The sequence below is a fragment of the Geodermatophilus sp. SYSU D00525 genome, assembly GCF_054050475.1.
Window position 1 is genome coordinate 52,716 of record NZ_JBJGZK010000005.1, and the last position, 20,432, is coordinate 73,147.

Genomic DNA, 20,432 nt, shown 5'->3' on the forward strand with positions numbered 1-20,432 from the left:
CCCGTGCGGGGGGCGCGCGGGGCCGCCGCTGCGGGCCAGGGCGCTTTCGGTCAGGATGGACGCCGGTCGGGCGGAGCAGACGCGAGGGGTGGGACATGGGCCAGGAGGCGTGGCCGTGCACTCCGGTGCCCTCCGTGGCCGGCGACGTCTGGCACTGGCAGCTGGAGGCCATGCACGTCGTCTCCCGCGTCCGCGCGGACCTGCGGGCCCGCATCGCCCACCCGTCGGTGAGCACGTCGTCGACCGAGGACGCCCGCGACGGGCTGCTGCTGGTGTTCGAGGAGCTCGCGTCCAACGCCCTGCGGCACGGCGGCGGCGACGTCCGCGCGCTGGTGGTGGCCAGCCCCGCCGGCTGGCTGCTCGACCTCAGCGACGAGGCGCCCGACCGGCCGCCGGTGCCCGCCGTCGACCGCGACCCGTCCCTCGGCGGGATGGGCCTGCACCTGGTCGCCCAGCTGTCGGTCGACTACGGCTGGGAGAAGCGCCCCGGCCGCAAGCACGTGTGGGCGCGGCTGCCCTCGGGCCTGGAGCCGCTCGAGGGGTTCGGCAGCCAGGTCCCCGAGCCGCGCGCGCCGGAGGTCCCCCGGGACTGACCCGGCTCAGGCCGAGTCGGCCACCGCCGCGCCGTCGTGCTCGGCGCGGGCGCAGTGCGCGCAGCAGTAGAAGTGCCCCTCCACGACGACGCCGTGGCCCACCACCTTGACGCCGCAGTGCTCGCAGATCGGCGCCATGCGGTGGATGGCGCACTCGAAGCTGTCGAAGGTGTGCCGGGCCCCCTGGGCCACCACCTCGAAGCTCATGTCGTAGTCGTTGCCGCAGACCTCGCAGACCGCCATGGCCCCTCCCTTCCCTGGACGGGGCCGGGGGACACGGCGCGCGTCAGCTGCCGCGGCGGGCGGTCCAGTTCGAGACGAAGTCCCGCAGGCTGCGGGTGGGCCGCAGCCACGCGCCGTCCGGCGGCAGCGCGTCGAGCCGGACGCGGTCCAGCGGCGCGGCGAAGGCGCCCGGGACGTCCTCGATGTCGATGAACTCCAGCAGGTTCGAGCCGATGGCGTAGCCCGCGACCTCGCTGAAGGCCACGACGACGACCTGGGTGCCGGTGCGCGCGAGCTCCTCGAGCGGCTCGGCGAAGTTGCGCCCGTCGCCGGAGAACACGACCAGCCGCCGCAGCCGGTGGCTGTGCGCGCGGACCTCGATGTGGTCGAGCATCGCCTGGTCGATGTCGTCGTCGGGCTGGCTCTTGGGCCGGGCGAAGACGGCGTAGCCGAAGCCGCGCAGCGCCTCCACCCAGCGCTGCAGCGAGCCGACGACCGGCGGGATGTTGGCGAAGACGCAGGCCTCGACCTCGGGCGCGTCCGGGGCGGCGGCGTCGCCGGCGCCCTCGACGAACCAGGCGGCGATCGCGTCGAAGCGCGGCCGGGACGCGGCGGTGGGGCGGGCGCCGATGACCGTCGACAGGGTCATGTCGATGTTCGGCGCGTCCCAGATGAGCAGGTCCAGCGCGGGCCGCCCCCGGCCGCCGTCGGCGCGGGGCTCGGCGAGGGGCGTCTCTTCGCTGGTCGCGGTCACGGGGGCAGTCTGCCCGGTCGCCCCCGCACCCGTGCCGGGGCCGTCCGGGGTGTCCGGCAGCGGGGGGACGACGACGGGCGGGACGGCGGGCGGTGCGACGACGGGCGGTGCGACGGCGGGCGGTGCGACGACGGGTGGCGGGCCGGCCGGTGCGGTCGCCCGGCGGACGGCGCGCCGGCGGACGGGACCCGTCACCGCCGGTCCACTCCCCGCCGTCCGCTCAGGGCAGCCCCCTCAGCGCAGCCGGCCGGCGAGGGCCAGCGCGCAGGAGTCGCCGCCGCCGGCCCGCACCCGGTCCGCCCAGCGCGCGACGTCCTCGGCGCTCATGGGGTGGGCCAGCAGGTAGCCCTGCGCGGAGTCGCAGCCGGCCTCGCGGACCATCCGCAGGTGCTCGGCGGTCTCCACGCCCTCGGCCACCGACCGGATGCCCAGGGTGTGCGCGAGCTCGACGATCGCCCCGAGCACCGCGCCGGTGCCGCCGGAGGCCAGCCGCTCGGCGGCGTTGATCAGCGAGCGGTCGATCTTCAGCGTCCCGATGGGCAGCGCCATGAGCTGGGCCAGCGAGGACCAGCCGGTGCCGAAGTCGTCGATCGCCACCCGCACGCCGAAGCCGCGCAGGACGGCGAGCTGGTCCTCGGCGCGGGTGGGGTCCTCGGCGACGGAGGTCTCGGTCAGCTCGAGCATCAGCTGCTCGGGCGCCAGGCCCGACTCGTGCAGCGCCGTCCGGACGTCGCGGACCAGCGTCTCGGCGGAGAAGTGCCGGGCGCTGATGTTGACCGCCATCCGCAGCGACAGGCCCTGCTCGGCCCACTCGGCGGCCTGGCGGGTGGTCTCGTGCAGCAGCCACCGCGTGATCGGGATGAGCTGGCCGGTCTCCTCGGCCACGGAGAGGAAGGCGTCGGGCGAGAGCAGGCCGCGCTCGGGGTGCTGCCAGCGCAGCAGCGCCTCGACGCCCTCGACCTCGCCGGTGTCCAGCCGCACCACGGGCTGGTAGTGGACGACGAACTGGTCCAGCGCGCCGTCGCGCAGCCGGGTGGCGACGTCCATCCGCCAGCGGGCGGCGTCGCGCAGGCCCGGGGAGAACAGGTGGACGCGGTCGCGGCCGGCGGCCTTCGCCGCGTAGCTCGCGGCGTCGGCGTCGCTGAGCAGCTGGTGGGCGTGCCGCAGCCCGGGCTGGGCGACGGCGACCCCGATGCTCGCCGAGACCGGTACCGACACCCCCAGGGCGACGAACGGGCGGGCGAAGGAGCGCTGCAGCCGGAACGCCAGCGACGCCGCCTCCGGGGTGTCGCAGGAGCGGGCCAGGACGACGAACTGGTCGCCGCCCAGCCGGCCGACGGCGTCGCCGGGACGGATCTGGGCGACCAGCCGGGCGCCGACCTGGCGCAGCAGCTCGTCGCCGACCTCGGAGCCGAGCGAGTCGTTGATGGTCTTGAAGCCGTCGATGTCGAGGAAGAGCACCGCGGTGCGGCTGCGGTCGTCCGCGAGCGCCTCGCCGACGAGCTCGAGCAGCCGCGCGCGGTTGGCCAGCCCGGTGAGGTCGTCGTGGGTGGCCTGCCAGGCCAGCCGCTCCTGGTCGCGGACCCGCTCGGTGATGTCGATGTGGGTGGCGACGAGCTGGCCGTCCTCCTCCACCCGCGCCGCCTGCATGCGCCACCAGGTGGGGCCGCTGGCGGACTCGATGGAGTACTCGCAGGAGAAGGTGCGCGTCGGTCCCCCGGACGGCGCGGCCCGCAGCTCGGCGAGCCCGCCGGCGATGCGGGCCAGGTCGTCCGGGCTCAGGCCCTGACCGATCCGCGCGAGGTAGTCGTCGCCCACCCCGGCGGGCTCCCAGCCCCCCGCGCGCACCAGGCCGGCGGCATCCGCCCAGCTGCGGTTGACGGAGCGGACCCGGCCGGCGCGGTCGACCAGCACGGTCGGGTTGGGGTAGGCGTCGAGGACGGCGGTGGTCTGCCGGAGGGCGTGCGCCTGGGCGGCGTGCGCGCGGTGCCGCGAGTCGACGTCGCGGATGAACACGACCAGGCCGGTGCTGTCGCCGGAGGCGCGGACCTCGAACCAGCGGTCGCGCGGCTTGTGCAGGTACTCGAAGACGCGGGGGTGGCCGTCGTCGAGGGCACCGGCGAGCTCGGCCACGAACTCGGTGTCGCGGAGGTCGGGGATGCAGTCGAGGACCGTCTGCCCGAGCAGGGTGTCCGCCGACCGCCCGAGCAGGTCCTCCAGGGCGGCGTTGAGCCAGGTGAAGCGCCACTCCCGGTCGAGGTGGCAGACCGCGTCGGGGACGCTGGCCAGCAGGTTCGGCGGTGCCGCCGCGCCCGCACGGTCGGATGGGTGCACGCGTTCTCTCTCCCCCTGCCGCACGCCGGGACCCGTCGCGCGGGTCACCGGTACCGGACCGGGACGGGATGGGAAGTCGGTCCGTGTGCGACGCCTGTCCGAGGGTAGTGGAGCGGCGCACCGTCAGGCAGGGCCAACGGCCGACCGTTCCACGAGGCGCGCGGCGGGCACCGCGGACGGCAGCGTGCCCAGCACCGACCCCCAGTCCCCGCCGAGGCGGGTGGCGCAGAACGCGTCGGCGACCTCGGGCGGGGCGTACCGCAGCAGCAACGAGCCCTGCAGGCACTGCGCGAGCAGGCCGGCCACGCGGCGGGCCCGCAGGGGCAGCGCGTCCGGGTCGCCGAGCTCGGCGGCCAGGCGCTTGACGGCGTCGTCGAAGCGGGCGTCGGCGCCGCGGGCGAGCTCGATCTCGTCGGTGACGGCGGCCAGCGACTCGCTGCTGCGGCCGAGAGCGCGCAGCACGTCGAGCGCGATGACGTTGCCGGAGCCCTCCCAGATGCTGTTGAGCGGCGCCTGCCGGTAGAGCCGCGGCATGCCCGACTCCTCGACGTAGCCGTTGCCGCCGAGCACCTCGAGCGCCTCGCCGACGACGGCCGGCGCCCGCTTGCAGACGAGGAACTTGGCGGCGGCACCGGCCAGCCGCAGGAACGCCGTCTCGCCGGCGTCGACCGCGGCGGCCAGCCGGATCGCGAGCGCGGTGGCGGCCTCGCTCTCGACGGCGAGATCGGCCAGCACGTTCTGCATGAGCGGCTGGTCGGCCAGCAGCGCGCCGAAGGCGGAGCGGTGCCGGGCGTGGTGGATCGCCTGGGTGAGCGCCGCCCGCACCGTCGCGGCCGAGCCGATCACGCAGTCCAGCCGGGTGGTGTTGACCATCTCGATGATCGTCGGGACGCCGCGGCCGGGGGCGCCGACGAGCCAGCCGGTGGTGCCGTCGAACTCGACCTCGCTGGAGGCGTTGGCGCGGTCGCCGAGCTTGTCCTTGAGGCGCTGCAGGCGGAAGACGTTGCGGCTGCCGTCCGGGAGCACCCGCGGGACGAGGAAGCAGGAGACGCCCTCGTCGAGCTGGGCCAGCACCAGGAACAGGTCGCTCATCGGCGCGCTGGTGAACCACTTGTGCCCGGTGAGCGCGTGGCTCCCGTCGGCGTTCTCGACCGCGCGCGTCGTGTTGGCCCGGACGTCGGAGCCGCCCTGCTTCTCGGTCATGCCCATGCCCGCGACCAGGCCCGGCTTGGCGAGGGGGTCGGTCAGGCCGGAGCGGTAGCCGGTCGCGGTGAGGCCGGGCTCGTAGCGCGCGGCGAGGTCGGGTGCCGCCCGCAGCGCCGGCACGGCGGCGTAGGTCATGGTCACCGGGCAGCCGTGACCGGCCTCGACCTGCGTCCAGCCGAGGTAGCCGACGGCGCGGCGCACGTGGGCGTGCCGGTAGCCGGCGTCGGCCGCGGCCCACGGCGCGCCGGCCAGCCCGTGCTCGACCGCCGTCCGCATGAGCTCGTGCCAGGCCGGGTGGAACTCCACCTCGTCGACCCGGTGGCCGTACCGGTCGTGGGTGCGCAGCACCGGGCGGTTCTCGTCGGCCAGCCGGCCCCACTCGCGGGCCTGCTCGCTGCCGGCCAGCGCACCGAGCTCCGCCAGCGAGGCGAGCGTCGCCTCGTCGGCGTGCCGGAGACAGGCCTCCCGCAGCGCCGCGTCCCCGGCGACCGGGTCGTACCCGACCAGCGGCGGGGCCTGGTTCAGGACCTCGTGCGTCGCACCCACGCCGCGCACCGTACGACGGAACTGTCACCGCGGTCACACCCCTCCCGCCCGCCGTTCCACGTGGAACGGCGGCGGTCAGGAGGGCGGCGGGTCGTCAGCCGGGCCGGCCGGTGGCGGCGGTCCGGTGCCGGCCGGTGGTGGGTCCGACTCGGCCGGGGGTGGTTGCAGGCCCAGGGGTCGGGTGGTCCTGGTGATCCCCGACGGCGCGGTGACGGTCAGGGTCCCGTCGGGGTTCATGGGGAACCGCCAGCCGCGGGCGAAGGTCTTCACGCGGTGGCTGCGGCACAGGCAGCACAGGCTGGCGCAGTCGGTCACCCCGCCGTGGCCGTGAACGGCGCGGGCAGCTCGATCACCGCGTCGAGCAACGCCTGCTCGACCGGCGACCGGTGCTCCGCGACCTCCTGCACACCCCGCACGCCACGGCCGGGGTACGACAGTTCCCGCAGGTCAGAGGGACTGTTCGACGACCTCCCGGTCGAGCGGGCGGACCAGCCGGCCGATCGCGAGCTGCGCCAGCGGCGCGTAGCCGACCACGACCGGCGCCGGGCCGGTGATCCGCAGGCCGGTGGTGCTGCCGCCGTCGGGACCGTCGGCGACCCAGTGCAGCAGGTGCAGCCGCACCGGGCCGGCGCTCACCGTCCACGCCCACTGCCGCGCCGCCTCGTCCACCGACTCGACGACGAACGGCAGCGTCACCCCCACCGGCCCGCGCACGCGCCCGCTCAGCCCGGCGGCCAGCCGGGGCCCCGGCACCTCGACGCCGGTGATCTGCGGTGCCCACTGCGGCCACCGCGCGGGCCGGGCGTAGCGCTCCCACGCCTCCGCGGGCGGCACCGGGCCGGTGGCGTGCAGGGTCACGGTCGTCATGCCGCCCTCCCTGCCCGCGGCGGGCCCGCGCCACGCACCGCGGACGGCGGCGCCCTCACGCCGGCGGGCCGCCGAGCAGCAGCTGCCGCAGCATGTGCATCGCCAGGACGACGGAGCGCTCGCGCACCGCCGTCCGCGAGCCGGGCAGCCGCACCGACCGCGCCTGCTGACCCATCGGCCCGACGGCGCACAGGTGCACGGTGCCCACGGGCTTGTCCGGCGTCCCGCCGCCGGGCCCGGCGACGCCGGTGACCCCGACGCCGACGTCGGCGCCGAACCGCGCCCGCGCCCCCTCGGCCAGCGCCAGCGCCACCTGCGGGCTCACCGCGCCGTACTCGGCCAGCACCTCCCCCGGCACCCCGACCAGCCGTTCCTTGGCCGAGTTCGCGTACGAGGTGATCCCGCCGAGCACGTACGCCGAGGACCCGGCCCGCTCGATGAGCCGGGCCACCAGCAGGCCACCGGTGCAGGACTCGGCGGTGGCGATCGTCAGTCCCCGGTCGGCGAGCGCGCCGGCCACCAGCTCGTCGAGGGTGGGCCCGGTCGAGAACACCGTCGCGGCGAACGTCTCGGTCAGCACGGCGGCCAGCCGGTCGTAGGCCGGCTGCGCCTCGGGCGCGAAGCGCGTGACGATCTCCAGCTCGCCCTCGCGCAGGCAGGTGGTGACCTCCAGCCCGCCGAGCTCGTGCTCGTGCTCCCGCAGGGTGGCGGCCAGCTGCGCCTCCAGCGTCCCCCAGAGCCGGATCGTCTCCTGGCGCAGTTCCCCCGCCCCGGCCATCACCTCCCGCACCGGCGCGGCCGCCAGCGCCGCCGGCCACATCCCCTGCAGCTCCGACGGCGGCCCGGGCAGGACGACGACGACCGGCCCGACGCGGCCGTCGGCGGGCGGGACGACGAGGCCCGGCGCCGTCCCCACCGGCTCCAGGACCGTGGCGCCGGCGGGCACCATCGCCTGCTTGCGGACGCCGGCCGCGGTCGCCTCCGGGTCCGACCGCCAGCCGCGGCGCGCCATCAGCCGCTCCACGACGGCGCCGACGCGTTGCTCCAGCTCCGGGTCGACGTCCAGCGGCCGGCCCTGCACCTCCCCCACGACGGCGGCGGTGAGGTCGTCGGCGGTGGGCCCGAGGCCCCCGGTGGTGACCACGAGCCCGACGCCGGAGGAGGCGAACCAGGCCAGCGCGCCGCGCACGTCGTCGGGCCGGTCGCCCACGACGAGGACCGAGCCCACGTCGACGCCGGCCTGCCGCAGCTGCTCGGCGAGCCACGGCCCGTTGCGGTCGGCGACCCGGCCGGTCAGGACCTCGGTCCCGGTGACGACGATGCCCGCGCGCGTACCCACCCGCCCGACCCTAGGAGGACGTCGTCCTCCCCGCCGGGTTCCCGGTGGAGCGCCGGACCCGCCGGGGCACCTCCCCGGGCCGGGGGCGGACCGCCGCTAGCGTGCGGGGAGGACCGGTCCCACCCCGTGCGGGACCGGTCGCCCGCGTTCCAGGAGGAGAGAGCACCGTGACCACCTCGCCCCCGCCGGCCGGCCCGCGCACCCAGCAGATCCCCACCACCGGGGAGGGCGCGACGGCCGCGGGTCTCGCCGGACACCCGGGCGCGCCCGCCGCGCCGCCGCCGGTCCTGCCGGCGCCCGCGTACCCCGTGACCACGCCCCACCCCGCGGCGACGCCGGAACCCGTGCACCACCAGCCGGCGCACCACGCGCCGCTCCACCACCAGCCGGTGCACCACGCACCGGTGCACCACGCACCGGTGCACCACGAGCCCGCCCACCACGCGCCGCTCCACCACCAGCCGGCCGGCCACCAGTCGACCGGGCCGCAGCCCACCGGCCCGCTGGACTCCCTGCTCGGCGCCCCGCCCGTGCCGCCGCCGACGGCCGCCCTCCCGCAGGACGCCCCGGCCCCCCGGCCGGAGAAGCCGGCGCGCCCCCGAGCGCCGCGCCGGCCCCGCGACCGGGCCGCGCTGGTCGGCGCCGGCCTGGCCGGCCTCGGCCTCGTGCTGCTCGAGCTCGGGCTCGCGCTGCGCCTGGACGGGCCGCCGCTGTGGGGCCAGGTCCCGGCGTGGGCGGCGTTCGCCACCGTCTGCGCGCTGCTCGGCGGCGTGGCCGCGCTGTCGCGGCTGGTGCCGGCGCTGCGGCTGCGCCCCCTCACGGCCGAGCGGCTGGCCCTCGGCGGGGCCGCCGGGCTGGCGGTCTTCTGGGTGCTCGTCGTCCTCCCCCACGCCGACACCGACCGCGGCTTCCTGCTCACCGCCGCGCTGGGGGCCGTGGCCCTCGCCGCCTGGCTGGTGCCCGGCCGCCGTCGCTGACCGGACGCCGGCGGTTCAGCGGACGCGGCCCCGGCCGTTGCCGCGCCCGTTGCCGCCGGCGTTCCCGTTCTCCTCGCCGTTCCCGTTCCCGTCGGCCGCGGCGTCGTCCGCCTCGGCGTCCCCGTCCGCCTCGGCGTCGTCGTCCGCCGCGCCGTTGCCGGGGCCACCGTCGTCCCCGTCGTCCCCCGGGTCCTCGACCGTCGGCAGCGGCACCGGGACGGGGTCCGGCTCGGGCGCGGCGGGCGCCTGCGACCCGGCCACCTCCGTGACCGGGGCCCGGTCCACCGCCCAGGACGGCACGGAGGGCCACGGGGACGGGGGTGGGGACGACGGCGGGGGCGAGGGTGCCGTCACCGCCGCGGCCACCGTCAGCGCGACCGTCTCCCCCGGCTCCAGCCGCCCGACCGGGGTCACCCCGGTGACGACGCCCGGCGCCGCGTCCGCGGTCTCCACCACCACCCGGCGCACCCGCAGCCCGGCCGCGACCAGCTGCTCCTCCACCTCGTCGGCGGACCGGCCGACCAGGTCCGCCCGCCGCACGTCGGTGCCCGCGTCCGCCGGGGACCCCGCCTCGGCCGCCGGCACGGGTGAGGTCCCCGGCGCGGCCATCTCCAGCACGCCGACCCCGAGGGCGGCACCGACCGCGAGGGTCGCCAGCCCGGTCAGGACCCGGCCGGCCCGGCGGCGCGGCGCGGGGGTGGAGGCGGGCGCGGGCGGGGCGGGGACGGCGGGAGGCAGCGGCGCGGTCACCGGGGGTGGCGCCGGCGGGAGCGGGCGGCCGGCGCGCAGGGTCTCCACCGCCCGGCACACCGCCGCGCCGTCGGCGAGCCGGCCGGCGGGGTCCTTGGCGAGCATCCGCGCCACCAGCTCCCGCAGCGGAGCCGGCACGTCCGAGGGCAGCGGGTCGGGCTCGTCGCGGATCTGCCGCAGGGCGATCTGCACCGGGTGCTCGCCGTCGAAGGCGCGCCGCCCGGCCAGGCACTCGTAGGCGACCATCCCGAGCGCGTAGACGTCGCTGGCGGGCCCGGCCTTGCCGCCGGCCGCCTGCTCGGGCGAGAGGTAGTGGGCGGTGCCGACCACCTGGCCGGTGCGCGTCAGCGGGGCGCTGCCCGCCGACCAGGCGATGCCGAAGTCGGTGATCCGGACGACGCCGTCGGCGCCGACCAGCACGTTGCCCGGCTTGACGTCGCGGTGCACCACACCGGCGGCGTGCGCGGCGGCCAGGGCGGCGGCGGTCTGCCCGACCAGGTCCAGCACCCGCTCCGCGGGCAGCCGCCTCTCGCGGGCGAGCAGCGTCGACAGCGGCTCGCCGTCGACGAGCTCCATGACCAGGTGGGCGCAGACCTCGCCGTCCCCGGTCACCACCTCGCCGTAGTCGTACAGCGCGGCGATGTTGCGGTGCAGCAGCCGGCCGGCCAGGCGCGCCTCGGTGCGGAACCGGGTGCGGACGTCCTCGTCCTCGACGTACTCGCTGCGCAGCAGCTTGACCGCGACCGGCCGGTCCAGCAGGGCGTCGCGGCCGCGCCAGACCTGTCCCATGCCGCCGGTGGCGAGGAGGCCGAGCAGCTCGTAGCGGCCGGCGACGACGCGACGCACGGGGCTCCCGTCCATCGCACCTCCTCGGTTCCGTATCAGGTGGGACCGGCAGATGGTCCCGCAGCAGAGCCGGTGGCGCTCGACGTGGCAGCGGTGCTGGTCACCGGCGAGGGTGACGTCGAGGTGCTCGTGCTCGTGCCGGTGGGGGCCGTGGACGACGAGCTGGTCGTGCTGGTCCCGTCGCTCGTCGACGAGCCGGTCGTCGACGAGCCCGGCGCGGTGGTGGGGGTCGGCGTCGCGGCGTCGGTCGGCTCCGGCACCGTCGTCCCCGGGGCCGGGTCCGTCGCCGGCGGGACCGGATCGACCACCGGGGCGGGCGTGCTGTCGCCGGTCACGGCCGACACACCGCCGTCGCCCGCCTGCCCCGTCGCCGCCTGCCCCGTCGCCGGCGACCCGGAGCCGCGGCTGCGGCCGCCGGTCGGCGCCACGGCGAAGGTGACGACGACGTCGTCGCCGGGCTCGAGCCGCACGCCCTCGGGCGAGACGGCGAGCACCCGGCCGGGGACCGCGGACCCGGTGACCTGCTCGCGCCGCTCCACGCTCAGGCCCAGCGCGGACAGCTGGGTGGCGACGTCGTCGATCGGCCGGCCCACGTAGTCGCCGGCCTCGAGCACGACGCCGTCCTCGTTCTCACGGGTCTGTGCGGCCACGACGGTCGGGGAGCCGGGGTCGACGAGGGCGGTGAAGAGGACGCCGGCGAGCCCGGCACCGAGCAGCAGCGCCAGCAGCGGCACCAGGACCGCCGCGGCCCGGCGGCGGGGCGGCGGCGGGGGGCTGTTGCGCCGGGCCCCGTGCGGGCCGGGGAGCGCCCCGGCCGGGCCGGGCGCGGCCTGGGTGGGCGGGCCGGCGTCGGCGGCGACCGCGGCGGGGGCCGGGGCGGCGGCGACCGCCCCTGCGGCCGGCGCTGCGGCCGGGACCGGGTCGAGGGCCGGCAGCCGTCCGGCGCGGGCGTCCTCGACCGCCGCGACGAACGCCGCGCCGTCGGGCATGCGGGCGGCCGGGTCCTTGGCCAGGGCGCGGCGGATGAGGGTGCGGACGTCGCGGGGCAGGGTGTCGGGCAGCGGTTCGGGGTCCGAGCGCAGCTGCTTGAGCGCGATGGTGACCGCGTTGTCGCCGTCGAAGGCGGGGTGCCCGGTGAGGCACTCGTAGCCGACCAGACCGAGGGCGTAGACGTCGCTGGCCGGGGTCGCCAGGTGCCCCTCGGCCTGCTCCGGCGACAGGTACTGCGGCGTGCCGATGACCTGGCCGGTCTGGGTGAGCGGGACGCTGCCGGCCGACCAGGCGATGCCGAAGTCGGTGATCTTCACGCTGCCGTCGGCGCGGACGAGGATGTTGCCGGGCTTGACGTCGCGGTGCACCAGCCCGGCGCGGTGGGCCTCGGACAGCGCGGCGGCGGTCTGCCCGAGCACCGACAGGGTGGTGGAGGTGTCCAGCCGGCCCTCGCGGCGCAGCAGCGCCGACAGCGGCTGGCCCTCGACCAGCTCCATGACCAGGTAGGCGAGCGTCTCGCCGGTGTCCCCGGCCACGTCCCGGGCCGTGGTCTCGCCGTAGTCGTAGACCGCGGCGATGTTCGGGTGGTTCAGCGCGGCGGCGTGCTGGGCCTCGGCGCGGAAGCGGGCGAGGAAGGTCGGGTCGCCGGTGTACTCGCTGCGCAGGACCTTGACCGCGACCGGGCGGTGCAGCAGCACGTCGGTGCCGCGCCACACCTGGCCCATGCCCCCGGCGGCGATGAGCTGCGAGAGTTCGTAGCGGTCGCCGAGCATCCGGCGACCCGGTTCCACCACGGGACCTCTCCCATCCCTGCCGGCCCTGCTGCCGACGCCGTCCACCCCGGCGCACCGGTCCTCGTCGGAGGAGGTGCCCGGTCCTTCCGAGACCACACATCCTCCCAGCAGTCCCACCCGTCCGGGGAGTCCCGTGCGTCACGGCTCGGCATCGACACGGCGACACCCCGGCGACACGCCGGGGAACGGCCGGGTCAGGGAGTCCGGAAGAGGGCCCGTCCCCACCAGTCGGCGTCGTCGCGGACGCCGGGCGGGCAGGCGAACACCGCCGAGGAGGTGTGCCGGACGTACTCGTTCATCGCGTCCAGGCGCAGGTTGCGCTGCACCTGCACGAACCCGGTCTCCGGGTTCCGCTGGAAGGCGATGAAGAACAGCCCGGCGTCGAACCGGCCCAGGCCGTCGGAGCCGTCGACGAAGCTGTAGCCGCGCCGCAGGATCGCCGTCCCCGAGTTGGTCGGGTGGGCGAGGAAGACGTGGCTGGTCTCCGGGATCGCGAACTCGCCGTCGACCTGCTTCGAGAAGTCGACCGGGTCGAACTCCGCGCGCTGGCCGAGCGGCGCCCCGCTGCCCTTGGTCCGGCCGATGGTGCGCTGCTGCTCGTCGAGCGAGGAGCTGTCCCACGGCTCGACGAGCATCCGGATCCGCCGGGTGACCAGGTAGGAGCCGCCGCGCAGCCAGTCCGCGTCGTCGTCGCCGACCCAGACGAACCGGTCGAGCGTGCTGCCGTTCTCGGCCTTGAGGTTGGCGGTGCCGTCCTTGAACCCGAACAGGTTGCGCGGGGTGGCCTGGCCGGTGCTGGTCGACGACGTCCGGCCGAAGCCCAGCTGCGACCAGCGCACGCTGACCACGCCGGCGCCGGTGCGGACCAGGTTGCGGACCGCGTGCACGGCGACCTGCGGGTCGTTGGCGCAGGCCTGGATGCACAGGTCGCCGCCGCTGATCGCCGGGTCGATCTGGTCGCCGGGGAACGACGGCAGCTCGACCAGCGGTGCGGGGCGGCGGGCGGCCAGGCCGAAGCGGTCGCGGCCGTCGGCGGTGGTGAACAGGGTGGGCCCGAAGCCGACCGTGATCGTCAGCCCGGACGGCGGGAGGCCGATCGCCTCGCCGGTGTCGTCCGGCGGCGCGTACCGCTCGCCGTCGACGGCGCCCACCGGCCCGGCGTCCCGGCCCGCGGTCATCCGCCGCGCGGCCTCGGTCCAGTCCTGCAGCAGCGCGACGAGGTCGTCGCGGCTGTCGGTGGTGACGTCGAGGGCGACGAAGTGCAGCCGGTCCTGGGCGGGCGTGACGATCCCGGCCTGGTGCTCGCCGTGGAAGGGCACCGCGTCCGCCGGCGACGGGCCGGTCGGGGTCGGCGCGTCGCCGGCGGTGGCCCGGCCGACGACCCCGCCTGCGGTGCCGGCGGCCAGCACGCCGGCCGTGCCGGCGCCGAACGCGCCCAGCAGCTGGCGGCGGGAGAGTCCGGTCGGTCGCTGCAGGGGGGCCGGCCGGGCGGCGGTTGGCTCGCTCATCTCTCCCTCGGGGAACGACGTCTGCTCGTCTCCCAACGTCCCACGCACACCGGCGCGTCCCCGGCACCGGTGTCGCGCGGGTCACCGGTGGCGTCCCCGGTGCGCGACCGCCGCCATCCGGCTGACCGGGGCCGGGGGGCGTGGCAGGGTGACCGGCATGTCAGAGACGACCGCCACCGCGACCGTGACCCGCGAGGACGCCGGCGGCGTCGCGACCGTCACCCTGCAGCGACCGGGGCTCTCCCGGGTGATGCGGCGAGAGCTGCTCGAGGTGGTGCGGGGGATCGCCGACGACGGGTCGGTGCGGGCGGTGCTGCTGACGGGCACCGGCCGGGCGTTCTGCGTGGGGCAGGACCTCGCCGAGCACGTCGAGTCGCTGCGCGGGGACGCCGGGACGTCGCTGTCGGTCGTCGAGGACGAGTACAACCCGCTGGTCCTGGCGCTGGCCGCGCTGCGGGTGCCGGTCGTCGTCGGGATCAACGGCGCCTGCGCCGGCGCGGGCCTCGGGATCGCGATGGCCGGCGACCTGCGGGTGGCCGCGGCGGGCGCGAAGTTCACGACGGCGTTCACCGGCATCGGGCTGTCCAGCGACTCGGCCCTAGCCGCGCGGCTGGTGCACAGCGTGGGCCTCGCCCGCGCCACCGAGCTGCTGCTGCTCCCCGACGCCTTCCCGGCCGAGACGGCGCTGCAGTGGGGCCTGGTGCACCGGGTCGTCGAGGCCGACCGGGTGCTGGACGAGGCCCGGGCGCTGGCCGAGCGGCTGGCCTCGGGGCCGACGGCGGCCTACCGGGCGGTGAAGACGGTGCTGGCGGGCGCGGCCACCGACTCGCTGGAGGCCACGCTGGCGCTGGAGGCGCGGCTGCAGACCGAGCTCGGCGGCACCGCCGACCACGCCGAGGCCGTCGAGGCCTTCCTCGCCAAGCGCCCGCCCCGGTTCCGCGGCGAGTGACCTCACGCAGCGCTGCCCAGGGGTCGCCGCGCGTACCGACACGGTGGGGTCCGCCCCGGCCGGCCGGCGCGGGACCCGGCGGCGCTGCCGCGCGGTGACACCCTCCCCCCACGCGACGGGGAGGGGCACACCGTGGACGGAGCACGGACGGCGGCGGAGGCGGTCCCGGGGGAACGGCCGCTCCCCCGGCGGCGCAGCGGGGCACACCAGGACCGCCCGCTCCCCCCGCGCCCCCCGGTCACCAGCTCCGTCGCGCTGCCCCTCACCCCGGCCGTGCCCCCGCGACCGCGGGCCGTGCGCGTCTCCGGCCTGCTGTGCTGGGGCGCGGCGCTGGCCGCGCTCGCCGGCGTGGTGGCGATGCTCCTCGACCGCGCGGCCCTCGACGCCCGGCTGACCGCGACGGCGGCCGCCGGCGACCCAGCCGCCACGGCCGAGGAGCTGTCCGGCGCCGTCGCGGCCACGATCGCGACGGTGGTGGGCGCCGTCGGGCTGGTGACCGCCGTCGTGGGCGTCGGGACGGCGCTCGTGCTGCGCCGCCGGTCCTGGGCCCGCTGGCTGCTGCTGGCGGCGCTGCTACCGACCCTGCTGGTCCTCGACACGGCGCAGGGCACCGCCGCCGGGGACGCCGACCTCGACCGCGTCGCGCTGCTCGTCGCGGCCGGGCTGTTCCTCCTGGTCCCGGTCCCGCTGCTCACCCGCCCGGCCCGCGCCTGGTTCCGCGCCTCCTGAGCCGGCCGCCGCGTCGAGGGCGGCCAGCACCGCCTCGCAGGACCGGACGACGACGTCCGCGGCGTCGGCGACCGCGCGGTCGGCGAGAGGGTCGTCCGCGGCCTCCCGCCAGCGGCGCATCGCCGCCAGGGCCACGGTGCGCAGCGCGGCGGGCGGGGTGTCCGCGGGCAGCCCGAGCCGCGCGGCGGGGGTGGTGCCCGCGGCGCCGAGCAGCCGCTCCCCCTCCGCCAGCAGCTCCGCCGGCAGGAGCCCGTCGGGCCCCCGGAGCCGGGCGAGCAGCGCCAGCTCCGCGAGGTCGTCGCCGGCCAGCCGGATCCGCTCGACCTCCGCGCGCACGGCGTCGGCGCCGGCCACCGGGTGCTCGTCGAGCAGGGACTCCACCAGCCGCAGGGCGGCGGCGGCCCGCACCGGCCCGCCGCGCGAGGTGAAGTGCACGTCCAGCAGCCGCTGCAGCTCGGCGAGGCCGCTGCGGCGCAGGAGCTCGCCGGCCAGCGCCTCGGCGTCGCCGATGCCGGCCCGCACGAGCGCGACCGACAGCCGGATGCCGAACAGCCCCAGCCGGTCGAGCAGCCCCGCGCGGACCTCCGCCGACAGCGGCACCGGCGTCTCGGGCCGGGAGAAGCGGTCGGCGGTCAGGAGCATCCCGCTGACCGCGGCCGGGTCTGCGGCGGCCAGCGAGCGCAGCGCCACCAGGTCCCCGTGCCGGAGCGTGCGGCCGGCGAGCGCGAGCTGGCCGGCCACCGGCACCACCGCCGAGCTGACCGCCCGCAGCGCCGGGTCCGCGGACATCCGGCGGGCCACCGCCGCCGCCGCCTGCAGCGCGTCGATCCGTCCGGCGCCGACCTCGTCGGCCCGGGACAGCACGGTGATCGTCGTCGTCAGGCTGCCGCCGGCGCCGGTGGCGGCCTGGAAGGCGGCGAGCACGGCGACGTCGTCGGGCTGGGGCTGGCGGGTGAGGTGGACGACCGCGTCGGCGCCGGCCAGGCCCGCCTCGGTCCCGAGGAAGGCGTGCGTGCGGTCGCTGGTGCCCGCCGACAGCGACCCGGTGCCCGGGGTGTCGACGAGCGTGGCGGCCGACAGGTCGGGGGAGGGCCAGTCGACGACGAGCGTGGCGACGTCCTCCGGCGCGGTGCCGGCCAGGTCCAGCCGGAGCCTACCGCCGGCCCGCCGCACCGGCAGGTCGCGCACCGCGCCGTCGGTGCCGCGCAGCACCACCCGGGGCACCGCGCCGTGCCGGTACTCCGTCACCACCCGCGTGCACTCGCCGGCGTCGGTCGGCGCGACCCGGGCGCCGACGAGCGCGTTGAGCAGCGTGGACTTGCCCGCCTTGACCCGCCCGACCAGCGCCACGCGCAGCGGCTCGTCGAGGCGGCGGCGGGCGGCGGCCAGCCGGGCGGCGGCGTCGGGCACGTCCCGCCAGCGGTCCTGGGCGTCGTCCAGGAGCGCCCGGACGTCGTCGAGGCCGGCCGGCGCCGTCACGGTGTGGGCACCGGGGTGCGGTCGAGGCGGGCGACCTCGGCGGTCAGCCGCTCGAGCCGGTCGAGGCGGGCGCGCAGCACCCGGATGCGGGTGTCGTGCTCCGCGGTCGCCTCCTTGGTCGACCGCTGCGCCGCCCTGACCGCGTCGGCGAGGGTCCGGGCGGTCTCGTCGGTGGTGTCGGTGACCAGGTCGCGCAGCGTCCGCTGCACGGTGCGCAGCCGGTCCTTGAGGTGCTTGCCGACCTGGAACACCACCTCGTCCAGGTGCCGGCGCACCACGGTCCGCGCCTCGGACTCGCGCCGCTGCCGCCGCTGCCTGGCGTCGTCGTTGTAGGCCTTGCGGCCCAGCACCACGCCGGCGGCCAGGGAGATCGGGTTGATGATGGCCAGCCCGGCGAGGCTGGTGACCAGGCCGGTCATGAGCACGCCGGTGTAGGAGCCGCGCAGGCCGATCAGCGTCCGCTCGCGCAGGGTCATGGAGCCGTCGTCGACGACCGGGACGTCGACGAGGGCGTCCAGCGCGTCGCCGGCGGCGCCGACCTCCAGCGCCGGCACGGTGCCGCCGCCGTCGCGGGTGACCTGCTCGACCACCTGCTCGGCCAGCCACCGGGACCGCTGCTCGGCCCACACGTAGCTGTCGGCCACCGCGGCGGCGATCCGCTGGTCCAGCCAGGCGGTGATCTCCGGCCAGGCCGGGCCGGGGTCGCGGGCGGCGATGACCTCCTCGGCCTCCCGGACGACGACCCGCGAGCGGTCCCGCAGGTCGTGGTCGATGTCGGCCAGGAGGTCGGTGACGCCGTCGTTCAGGACCTGCTGCCACCGCGAGGAGCGCCGCCGCTGCTCGTCGACGGCGGTGCGGGCCTCCTCGAGCTCGGCCACCAGCGCCTCGCGCGAGGCCGGGTCCTCCAGGCCGCGCAGCTCGGTCCGGACGGCGAGGGACAGGTGCCCGGTCACCGCGGAGAGGTCGTGCACGAGGGAGCGGCGGGCCAGGGCGGCGGCGCGGCCGGCCACCTCGTCCTGCAGGTGGGTCACCAGCGCGGCGATGCCCGACTCCTCGTGCAACTCGCGGTCCCGGTGCTGCACCGCGAGCAGGGCCAGGGTCGAGGAGACGGCCAACAGCGGCGCGTCCAGCCCGCGGGCGGCGAGGTGGCCGCGGTCGATGTCGGCGATCCGGCGCCAGTCGGGGCAGGCGTCGGTCTTGGTCAGGACGCAGACGACGGTCGGGCACAGCGCGGTCGCCTGCTCGAGCAGGGCCATCTCCGGCGCGGTGAACTCCTGGCTGGCGTCGGAGACGAACACGACGGCGTCGGCGGTGGGCAGCAGGTCGAGGGTGGTCAGCGCGTGCGCCACCACCCCGAGGCCGCCGACGCCGGCGGTGTCGACCAGCTCGAGCCCGCCCGCGAGCAGCCGCCGGGGCAGCTCGACCTCGGCCTGCAGGATCCGCTCGGCGCCGGGCCCGGTGACCTGGGCGGCGACCGTCTCGACCGGGACGGGCACCCGCTCGGTGGCGACGTCGGTGCCGGGCGCGGGGTCAGGCCCCACCGCCCGCACCAGCGTGGCCCGCGGGGCGTCGCCGTTGCGCACGACCGTGGGGACGACGGTGGCGACGTCGTCGGCGACGGGGCAGACCGGCACCCCGGTCAGCGCGTTGACCAGCGAGCTCTTGCCCTGCTTCGGTTCCCCCAGGACCAGGACGCGCACCCCCGGGGAGGCGTGCCGCCCCCGTGCCTGCGCCAGTCGTCGCTGCAGGTCGGGGCGCTCGCACTCCTCGGTGAGCGCCAGCGCCCGGTCGACGAGCTGCTCTGGTGTGACCACGGCCACCTCCTCCGGAGCCCCGGTGATACCACCCGGGGCCGGTTGCGGACAGGGAGCAGCCCGGCCCCGGTGCGCTGAGCACCGGGGCCGGGCGCTGTCGGGAGGGATCAGTGGGCGCCGTGGTCGGCCGGCTCGACGACGACCACCTGGGTGTCGTCGACCAGGTCGTCGTCGGACAGGTCGTTGCCGTTCAGCGAGTCGTCGACGTCGACCCCGTCGTCGTCCGAGAGGTCGTTGCCGTTCAGCGAGTCGTCGACGTCGACCCCGTCGTCGTCGGACAGGTCGTTGCCGTTGAACGAGCCGTTGCCGTCGTTGTCCTGGGACAGGTCGTTGCCGTTGAGGGAGTCGTCGATCCCGTCGTTGTCCTGGGACAGGTCGTTGTCGTCGAACGAGTCGTCGATCGAGTTGTCCGAGTTGTCGACGGAGTTGTCCGAGTTGTCCGACAGGTCGTTGCCGTTGAACGAGCCGTTGCCGGAGTCGTCGATCCCGTCGTTGTCCTGGGACAGGTCGTTGCCGTTGAACGAGCCGGTGACCGAGTGGTCCGAGTTGTCCTGGCCGGAGTTGTCGGACAGGTCGTTGCCGTTGAACGAGTGGTCGATGTCGACCGAGTTGTCGACGGAGTTGTCGGAGTCGTCGACCGAGTTGTCGGAGTTGTCGACCGAGTTGTCCGAGTTGTCGGTCGTGTTGTCGTGGCCGACGGAGTTGCCGTCGCCGGAGACGTCGTAGCTGTTGCCCGAGTCGGAGACGGTGACCGTGGTGTCGCTGTTGTCGACCTCCACGCCCTTCACGTCGTCGCCGGCCGCCACGCCGTCGCCACCGACGACCACGTTGTCGTCGCCGAAGATCGCCTGCGCGTCGCCGCTGACCCAGATGCTGTGGGAGGCGTCGATCTCGACGTCCACGTCGGTGTAGGTGACCTGGATGTTCTGCAGGTGGGTGATCACCACCGTCTCGCTGCCGCCGCCGGGGGCCGGGGCGTGGCCGCCGCCACCGCCGTGGCCGCCGCCGGAGCTGCCACCGTGGTCGTCGTCGTGGCCGCCGTGGTCGTGGTCGTCCTCGTCGTCGTCGTGGCCGGAGCCGCAGCTCGGGGCGCCGCCGTGGTCGTCGTGGCCGCCGTAGCCGCCGTGCGCCGGCTTGTCGTCGTCATCGTCGTCGCAGCCGCCGTGCCGGCCGTGGTGCGCGCCGTCGGAGTGGCTGTAGCCGTCGTCGTCGTGCTTGCCGCCGCCGTGACCACCGCCGTGACCGCCCTCGTGACCGCCCTCGTGACCGCCCTCGTGACCGCCCTCGTGGCCGCCCTCGTGGCCGCCGCCGTCGTGACCGCCCCAGGAGACCGGCGCGTAGCCGGCGACCATCGGCATGAGGTCGTCGACCTCGGCCGGGGTGGCATCGACGCCCGCGGCGGCGAGCGCGCCCGCCGGGTCGGCCGCGTAGGCCTCGGCGGCCTCGGGGTCGCGGAACAGGTCGAGGATGAAGTCGAGCAACGAGCTGGCGAGGTTCGTCATGGCGGGTCCTCCGGGTCCGTGAGCCGCCCGTCGTCGGCCGGCTGGCGACGGCAGTCCAGCCGCCCCCTCCGCGACCGGGCAGCGGGCGGCGTCCCCCCTCTTCCGACTCCGCGTTGGGGGGTGCGCGCTGACTGCCCGTTAGGGGACTCGGGGTGTCGCCCCCCTCTTGCCGCCGGAGCACGGGTGACACGGGGGGAAGGAGCGACAGCCGTTACACGCGCGACATACGGTCC

Annotated in this window: 15 protein-coding genes; 3 read left to right on the forward strand and 12 right to left on the reverse strand. The window is 77.0% G+C overall.

The window, feature by feature from the left end:
• Positions 1-134: 134 nt before the first annotated feature.
• Complete coding sequence (locus ACI796_RS06275; protein ID WP_456940376.1) at positions 135-593, forward strand: ATP-binding protein; 459 nt, start codon at positions 135-137, stop codon at positions 591-593.
• 6 nt (positions 594-599) lie between these two features.
• Here ACI796_RS06275 and ACI796_RS06280 read toward each other — a convergent pair whose 3' ends face one another.
• The 6 genes from ACI796_RS06280 to ACI796_RS06305 form a co-directional block, all read right to left on the reverse strand.
• Positions 600-836, reverse strand: a complete 237-nt coding sequence (locus ACI796_RS06280; protein WP_456940377.1) for a hypothetical protein — start codon at positions 834-836, stop codon at positions 600-602.
• Between the two features lie 43 nt (positions 837-879).
• Complete coding sequence (locus ACI796_RS06285; protein ID WP_456940378.1) at positions 880-1,569, reverse strand: NYN domain-containing protein; 690 nt, start codon at positions 1,567-1,569, stop codon at positions 880-882.
• Positions 1,570-1,803: 234 nt separating this feature from the next.
• Positions 1,804-3,903: a putative bifunctional diguanylate cyclase/phosphodiesterase gene (locus tag ACI796_RS06290; RefSeq protein ID WP_456940379.1), complete on the reverse strand. Its 2,100-nt coding sequence runs from the start codon at positions 3,901-3,903 to the stop codon at positions 1,804-1,806.
• Between the two features lie 123 nt (positions 3,904-4,026).
• On the reverse strand, positions 4,027-5,655 hold the full coding sequence (locus ACI796_RS06295) for an acyl-CoA dehydrogenase family protein (protein WP_456940380.1): 1,629 nt from the start codon (positions 5,653-5,655) through the stop codon (positions 4,027-4,029).
• A 447-nt stretch (positions 5,656-6,102) separates the two neighbouring features.
• Entirely contained in the window at positions 6,103-6,522 is a 420-nt protein-coding gene (locus tag ACI796_RS06300) for an SRPBCC family protein (protein ID WP_456940381.1), read from the reverse strand.
• A gap of 55 nt (positions 6,523-6,577) precedes the next feature.
• Positions 6,578-7,861, reverse strand: coding sequence for a competence/damage-inducible protein A (locus tag ACI796_RS06305; protein ID WP_456940382.1), 1,284 nt, complete (start codon positions 7,859-7,861; stop codon positions 6,578-6,580).
• Between the two features lie 167 nt (positions 7,862-8,028).
• Here ACI796_RS06305 and ACI796_RS06310 point away from each other — a divergent pair, with 167 nt between their 5' ends.
• A complete protein-coding gene (locus ACI796_RS06310; protein WP_456940383.1) occupies positions 8,029-8,838 on the forward strand; it encodes a hypothetical protein in 810 nt (269 codons plus the stop codon).
• A 15-nt stretch (positions 8,839-8,853) separates the two neighbouring features.
• Here the strand turns inward: ACI796_RS06310 and ACI796_RS06315 are convergent, their stop codons facing one another.
• The 3 genes from ACI796_RS06315 to efeB form a co-directional block, all read right to left on the reverse strand.
• The gene (locus tag ACI796_RS06315; protein WP_456940384.1) at positions 8,854-10,449 is read right to left on the reverse strand and encodes a protein kinase domain-containing protein; all 1,596 of its coding nucleotides are present in this window, start codon (positions 10,447-10,449) and stop codon (positions 8,854-8,856) included.
• A gap of 20 nt (positions 10,450-10,469) precedes the next feature.
• Entirely contained in the window at positions 10,470-12,215 is a 1,746-nt protein-coding gene (locus tag ACI796_RS06320; RefSeq protein WP_456940385.1) for a serine/threonine protein kinase, read from the reverse strand.
• Between the two features lie 197 nt (positions 12,216-12,412).
• On the reverse strand, positions 12,413-13,726 hold the full coding sequence (gene efeB / locus ACI796_RS06325; protein WP_456940386.1) for an iron uptake transporter deferrochelatase/peroxidase subunit: 1,314 nt from the start codon (positions 13,724-13,726) through the stop codon (positions 12,413-12,415).
• A 157-nt stretch (positions 13,727-13,883) separates the two neighbouring features.
• Here efeB and ACI796_RS06330 point away from each other — a divergent pair, with 157 nt between their 5' ends.
• Complete coding sequence (locus ACI796_RS06330) at positions 13,884-14,675, forward strand: enoyl-CoA hydratase-related protein (protein ID WP_456940387.1); 792 nt, start codon at positions 13,884-13,886, stop codon at positions 14,673-14,675.
• Positions 14,676-15,248: 573 nt separating this feature from the next.
• Here the strand turns inward: ACI796_RS06330 and ACI796_RS06335 are convergent.
• The 3 genes from ACI796_RS06335 to ACI796_RS06345 form a co-directional block, all read right to left on the reverse strand.
• Entirely contained in the window at positions 15,249-16,883 is a 1,635-nt protein-coding gene (locus tag ACI796_RS06335; RefSeq protein WP_456940388.1) for a dynamin family protein, read from the reverse strand.
• Positions 16,880-18,697, reverse strand: coding sequence for a dynamin family protein (locus tag ACI796_RS06340; protein ID WP_456940389.1), 1,818 nt, complete (start codon positions 18,695-18,697; stop codon positions 16,880-16,882). Before ACI796_RS06340 ends, ACI796_RS06335 begins: the two co-directional genes overlap by 4 nt.
• A gap of 107 nt (positions 18,698-18,804) precedes the next feature.
• A complete protein-coding gene (locus ACI796_RS06345; RefSeq protein ID WP_456940390.1) occupies positions 18,805-20,199 on the reverse strand; it encodes an IniB N-terminal domain-containing protein in 1,395 nt (464 codons plus the stop codon).
• Positions 20,200-20,432: the final 233 nt, after the last annotated feature.

Excerpts from the sequence above, each read along its gene's own strand:
- ACI796_RS06345 (WP_456940390.1), bottom strand. The coding sequence starts at position 20,199 with ATGACGAACCTCGCCAGCTCGTTGCTCGACTTCATCCTCGACCTGTTC.
- ACI796_RS06300 (WP_456940381.1), bottom strand. The coding sequence starts at position 6,522 with ATGACGACCGTGACCCTGCACGCCACCGGCCCGGTGCCGCCCGCGGAG.
- efeB (WP_456940386.1), bottom strand. The coding sequence starts at position 13,726 with ATGAGCGAGCCAACCGCCGCCCGGCCGGCCCCCCTGCAGCGACCGACC.
- ACI796_RS06330 (WP_456940387.1), top strand. The coding sequence starts at position 13,884 with ATGTCAGAGACGACCGCCACCGCGACCGTGACCCGCGAGGACGCCGGC.
- ACI796_RS06280 (WP_456940377.1), bottom strand. The coding sequence starts at position 836 with ATGGCGGTCTGCGAGGTCTGCGGCAACGACTACGACATGAGCTTCGAG.
- ACI796_RS06315 (WP_456940384.1), bottom strand. The coding sequence starts at position 10,449 with ATGGACGGGAGCCCCGTGCGTCGCGTCGTCGCCGGCCGCTACGAGCTG.